5 protein-coding genes are annotated in these 5,375 nt (G+C 49.2%); all 5 read right to left on the minus strand.

Annotated elements, in window-relative coordinates:
* Window positions 1–168 precede the first annotated feature (168 nt).
* The gene (locus tag CAG65_RS10645) at window positions 169–1,431 is read right to left on the minus strand and encodes a NupC/NupG family nucleoside CNT transporter (protein WP_021705960.1); all 1,263 of its coding nucleotides are present in this window, start codon (window positions 1,429–1,431) and stop codon (window positions 169–171) included.
* 204 nt (window positions 1,432–1,635) lie between these two features.
* Window positions 1,636–2,433: a TatD family hydrolase gene (locus CAG65_RS10650; protein ID WP_161453608.1), complete on the minus strand. Its 798-nt coding sequence runs from the start codon at window positions 2,431–2,433 to the stop codon at window positions 1,636–1,638.
* Complete coding sequence (locus tag CAG65_RS10655) at window positions 2,414–2,545, minus strand: DUF5363 family protein (RefSeq protein ID WP_021705962.1); 132 nt, start codon at window positions 2,543–2,545, stop codon at window positions 2,414–2,416. The genes CAG65_RS10650 and CAG65_RS10655 overlap by 20 nt, the downstream gene beginning before the upstream one ends.
* A gap of 24 nt (window positions 2,546–2,569) precedes the next feature.
* On the minus strand, window positions 2,570–3,346 hold the full coding sequence (gene yaaA, locus CAG65_RS10660; RefSeq protein WP_021705963.1) for a peroxide stress protein YaaA: 777 nt from the start codon (window positions 3,344–3,346) through the stop codon (window positions 2,570–2,572).
* Window positions 3,347–3,442: 96 nt separating this feature from the next.
* Window positions 3,443–4,873: an amino acid carrier protein gene (locus tag CAG65_RS10665; RefSeq protein ID WP_161453609.1), complete on the minus strand. Its 1,431-nt coding sequence runs from the start codon at window positions 4,871–4,873 to the stop codon at window positions 3,443–3,445.
* Window positions 4,874–5,375 lie beyond the last annotated feature (502 nt).

Below are 5,375 nucleotides of genomic sequence, written 5' to 3' on the forward strand. Positions count from 1 at the left end.
GTATAGGTATTTATCGCAAAACTGTAGTTGGGCTGAGAGCGCAAACGGTTTGTATCTCAGTTTTTCCATCGCTGTGTTTTTGCAGCGTGAAAAACGAAAAACGCCCCGCAGCAATCTCTTGCTACGGGGCGAGTTATCGTGGCGTCTATATAGTCTGACTCTACTTACTTAGAAAGACAGGAAGAAGCCAGCAATTGTTGCTGCCATCAGGTTAGACAGTGTGCCTGCTGCTACCGCTTTCATACCGTAACGAGCGATGTCGTGACGACGGTTCGGAGCAATACCACCCAGACCACCCAGCAGAATAGCGATAGATGACAGGTTAGCAAAACCACACAGAGCAAACGAGATGATTGCCGTTGTCTTCTCAGACAGTTGCGCGCCTGTTGCTGCGACTACTTGAGCATTTTCACCCACGTAAGGCACAAAGTTCAGGTACGCTACGAATTCGTTTACCACCAGTTTCTGACCGATGAAAGAGCCAGCCAGTGTAGCTTCACTCCATGGAACACCGATAACAAACGCCAGTGGAGCAAATACCCAACCCAGGATCAGTTCCAGAGTCAGCTCAGGGTGACCCAACCAGCCACCGATGCCGCCCAGCATACCGTTGATCAGCGCGATCAAACCGATGAATGCCAGCAACATCGCACCGATGTTCAGAGCCAGTTGCAGACCCATAGAAGCACCGCCAGCAGCTGCATCGATCACGTTTGCCGGTTTGTCGTCACCGCCATCGATATCAGCATCAAGATCTTCATTAGCTTCTTCCGTTTCCGGCTTGATGATCTTAGCGAACAGCAGACCACCTGGCGCCGCCATAAATGACGCTGCAACCAGATATTCAAGAGGCACACCCATTGATGCGTAACCCGCCAGAACACCACCAGCTACCGATGCCAGGCCACCACACATTACTGCAAACAGCTCAGACTGAGTCATGCGAGGTACAAACGGACGCACAACCAACGGTGCTTCAGTTTGACCCACGAAAATGTTAGCCGCTGCAGACATAGACTCGGCACGTGAAGTACCCAGAGCCATTTGTAGGCCGCCACCTAAAATCTTGATGACCCACTGCATGACGCCCAGGTAGTAAAGAACTGAGATCAGTGCAGAGAAGAAGATAACGGTTGGTAGCACCTGGAAGGCAAAAATAAAGCCGATTCCGTCAACAGAGAAGTTAACCAGGCTGCCAAACAGGAAAGTGATGCCGTCTTTACCGTAGTCGATAACGTTCTGAACACCAGCAGAGAAACCTGCCAGCAGGTCACGACCCCATGGTACGTAAAGAACGAAACCACCGATTGCGAATTGGATAGCAAATGCACCACCCACGGTTCTTAATTTAATAGCTTTTCGGTTGTCTGACAGTAGGTATGCAATTCCCAGCAGTACTGCCATGCCGATCAGGCTCATAAACAGGCTCATAGTTTATGACTTCCTTATAAGTTGTTTGTTGGCGTGTTACAAAATGGAGCTCTTAAGCGCGGGCAATTATACTCAGCCCGTCAGACATAAAGTAACGCCGCCCTCACACTTTCTTATAAGATTCATAATGCGTTCACTCATTAATGTGAAATGTATCACTATTCGGCCGATTTCTGGGTAGGCAACGAACAATTTCTTTAGAAACTATTCACAAATACCGAACGCCAGATTGCTTATTTTCCAAACAGAACTAGCAACCGTTTGCTTATCCTCTTGGCGCAGTACGACCAATGCCTCCAGTATCTGAGCTAAACGCTTGGGGTGATTGGGCTCACCTTGGTATCCCATCAGTGGCATATCCGGAGAATCCGTCTCCAGAACTAAGGCCTCCAATGGCAATTGAGCAATCGCATTTCGCGTCTTTTTTGCGCGACTATAGGTGATAGTGCCACCAACTCCGATCTTAAATCCCAGCTCAACAAACTGCATGGCCTGTTGGTAACTGCCTGCAAATCCGTGCAGCACACCGCCATAAGAAAAACGAGTCTGCTTGAGCAATTGCAGCAATCGGTTATGAGCTTTTCGACAATGCAAAACCAAGGGCAGCCGATGTTGCTCCGCCAGCGCAATCTGAGCCAACAGAAACTGCTCCTGCAAGCTGACCTCAACATCAATAGCAAAATCTAGCCCGCACTCCCCCACGGCCACGCACTGCTGTGAACGGCGTGTCAATAAGCTGGCTAAGCGATCCAAGTCGCTCAATTGGTAACGATGGAGAAAATAGGGATGGCAACCAAGAGCGATAAACAGCTCGCGATGTTCACTGCTCAGTGTCAGCAGACGCTGCCAGTTATCCGGACCAATAGCTGGCAGCAATAAACGGGTCACACCATGACGTCGCGCGGTCGACAACTGAGCGGGAAAATCGTCGGCAAACACGTCAAAGTCAAAATGGCAATGCGTGTCGAACAAAGGAGAAAAATCAGGATTCACGCTTGTCATGCAGTGGATCCTTGCGATAAGGCACGCAACTGCGTTTGTTCTCCGGCGTCAATCCCATCGACTGACACCAGGCATCGTAGCGTGCCAGTACACGTTTGAACCATGTCAGCATTTCCGTCTCCTGAAAATCTCTCGGTTAAGCCTGCTCTTCGCGTTTGAACACCAGTTCGGTTGGCGTCGATTCTTCTTCCACGAAGTAGTAACCGGCCGTATCAAACTGAGTCAGCTGCGCGACCGACTCGATGCGGTTCTCTATAATATAGCGAGCCATCATGCCACGCGCTTTCTTGGCGTAGAAACTGATCACTTTGTACTGGCCGTTTTTACAATCTTTAAACACTGGTGTAATGATTTGGCCGTCGAGATGTTTCGGTTTCACCGCTTTGAAATACTCGTTTGATGCCAGATTAATCAGTACATTATCGCCCTGAGCCTGCAAAGCATCGTTCAGCTTATTGGTAATAATCGTATCCCAGAACTGATACAGATTCGTACCACGGGCATTGGCCAGCTTGGTACCCATTTCAAGGCGGTAAGGCTGCATCAGATCAAGTGGCTTGAGCAAACCATACAGTCCGGAGAGCATGCGCAGGTGTTTCTGAGCGTACTCAAAATCGGCATCGCTCAGCGTTTGCGCGTCCAGCCCGGTATAGACATCGCCTTTAAACGCCAGAATCGCCTGACGCGAATTATCCGGCGTAAATGTCGGGCTCCATTCGGCAAAACGCGCCACATTCAGCCCGGCAATTTTATCACTGACTTTCATCAATGCAGATACATCCGCCGGGGTCAGCTTACGGCACTCCTCGATCAACTCGGCTGAGTGTTCCGTCAGTTCTGGTTGGGTATAGTTTTCGGTCGCCAGTGGCGATTCATAGTCGAGCGTTTTGGCCGGAGAAACTACAATAAGCATGACTTTTCTTTCCTGATTATGATTTGCTATTAGCTTATAAAAAAAGCCATGCATTGTCTGCATGGCTTTTTCAATCATTGTAATAGCGGGGAACAATCAGTTTTTCCGGTTGTTGTCCCAGATACCCTCTTCCAGCTGAGATTTCAGCTCTGGATAATCGTTGGCATCAAAAGTCGGTACTTTGCCAGCATCCAACTGACGGTTGTAGTCTTTCGCCAGTTTGATCACGATGCCAGACAGCAGCAGAATCGCTACCAGGTTGACAATCGCCATCAGCCCCATCGAGACGTCCGCCAGTGACCATACGGTTGGCAGTGTGGCCAGAGAACCAAACATAACCATGCCCAGAACAATCACACGGAACACCATCAGACCTTTCTTGTTATTGTGCTCGAGGAAGATCAGGTTGGTTTCAGCGTACGAGTAGTTCGCAATGATCGACGTAAAGGCGAAGAAGAAAATCGCTACCGCTACAAAGATGCCACCCCAGTCGCCCACTTGTGAGCTCAGCGCACGCTGCGTCAGTTCGATACCAGTGATTTCACCGTGCGGGACATATTCACCCGACATCAGGATGATGGCCACCGTTGCAGTACAGATCACGATTGTATCAACAAACACACCCAACATCTGCACATAACCCTGAGACGCAGGGTGTGGCGGATACGGTGTGGCGGATGCGGCTGCGTTTGGCGCAGAACCCATACCCGCTTCGTTCGAGAACAGACCACGTTTGATACCATTGATCATCGCCTGGGCAATCGCATAGCCCAGACCACCGGCCGCCGCTTCCTGGAAACCAAAAGCACTTTTCACGATCAGCGCCAGTGCTGCCGGTACTTTTTCGTAGTTGGCAAACATCACGAAGAACGCCAGAACCAGGTATGCCAATGCCATGACTGGCACGATAAGTTCCGCAGTGCGGGCGATCTTACGGATACCACCGAAGATAACGAACGCTGAAATCAACACAATCACGATGCCCACATGCAAAGGCTCCACGCCGAAAGCGTTGTTCATTGCGTTAGTGATTGAGTTCGCCTGTACCGCGTTGAACACCAGACCAAATGCAATGATCAGGAAGACAGAGAACAATATCCCCATCCAACGCATACCGAGGCCTTTTTCCATGTAGTAAGCCGGACCACCACGGTAGTTGCCGTCTTTGTCACGTGTTTTGTAAAGCTGAGCCAAGGTACTTTCGGCAAAAGATGTCGCCATCCCCAGCATCGCAATCAACCACATCCAGAAAATCGCACCCGGACCACCAGCAGTCAGTGCCACGGCGACACCCGCCATGTTACCGGTACCGACGCGGGCAGCCAGACTGGTGCACAGAGCTTGGAAAGAAGAAATACCGGCACTGTCTGCTTTGCGGCTGTTTTTCAGCACACTAAACATGTGGCCAAAATGGCGGAACTGAATGAAACCAAGACGCAGCGTGAAGTAGATACCTACGCCGACCAGTAGATAAACCAGAATCGATCCCCAAAGAAGATCGTTCATCAAATTGATTAAGTCTGTCACAAGAACCTCTCATAGGTGTTTTGCGCTGCTCTTAACTGGAAAAGCTTAGCTCCGAAATGCACAAGCTGCTTGCTGACATCCTTACAAGCAAGGTGATAGTTAGAGTTTTTGGGTGCAGTTCGTGTCGAGATAGCACTCGTTTATCGAGCGTTTACTCAAAGCAGCGTCATTTTAGACGGGGCGGATAATGCAGTCTGGGGCGTGAAAAATCAATACGCACACAGTTGCACTATAGTGTTATTTTTCACTAGAAAATCACCTTTTCTTAACACAAAGCACAACATAAAAGCCACAAAGACCGCATAAAAAACACTACATTTTGTAACATTTAAATCTATCCTTCAATACAAACTAACGTATCCAGCCGGAAATCCGCCAGCCCTTTGTCAGTAAGGATTCGCATCAAATGAGATTTTGCTTAACTAAATCTAAAACCACAAAGCAAAGTTACTAAACTGATCTCACTCGCCGGAAAACCATCCGCGCTTTGAATGTGTACGAA

The organism is Vibrio sp. V39_P1S14PM300, from assembly GCF_009904765.1.
In the GTDB taxonomy this organism is placed as follows: domain Bacteria; phylum Pseudomonadota; class Gammaproteobacteria; order Enterobacterales; family Vibrionaceae; genus Vibrio; species Vibrio proteolyticus.

What these genes read in the sequence shown, in the direction of transcription:
- CAG65_RS10645 (WP_021705960.1), bottom strand. Translation starts at nt 1,431, where the DNA reads ATGAGCCTGTTTATGAGCCTGATCGGCATGGCAGTACTGCTGGGAATT.
- CAG65_RS10650 (WP_161453608.1), bottom strand. Translation starts at nt 2,433, where the DNA reads ATGACAAGCGTGAATCCTGATTTTTCTCCTTTGTTCGACACGCATTGC.
- CAG65_RS10655 (WP_021705962.1), bottom strand. Translation starts at nt 2,545, where the DNA reads ATGCTGACATGGTTCAAACGTGTACTGGCACGCTACGATGCCTGGTGT.
- yaaA (WP_021705963.1), bottom strand. Translation starts at nt 3,346, where the DNA reads ATGCTTATTGTAGTTTCTCCGGCCAAAACGCTCGACTATGAATCGCCA.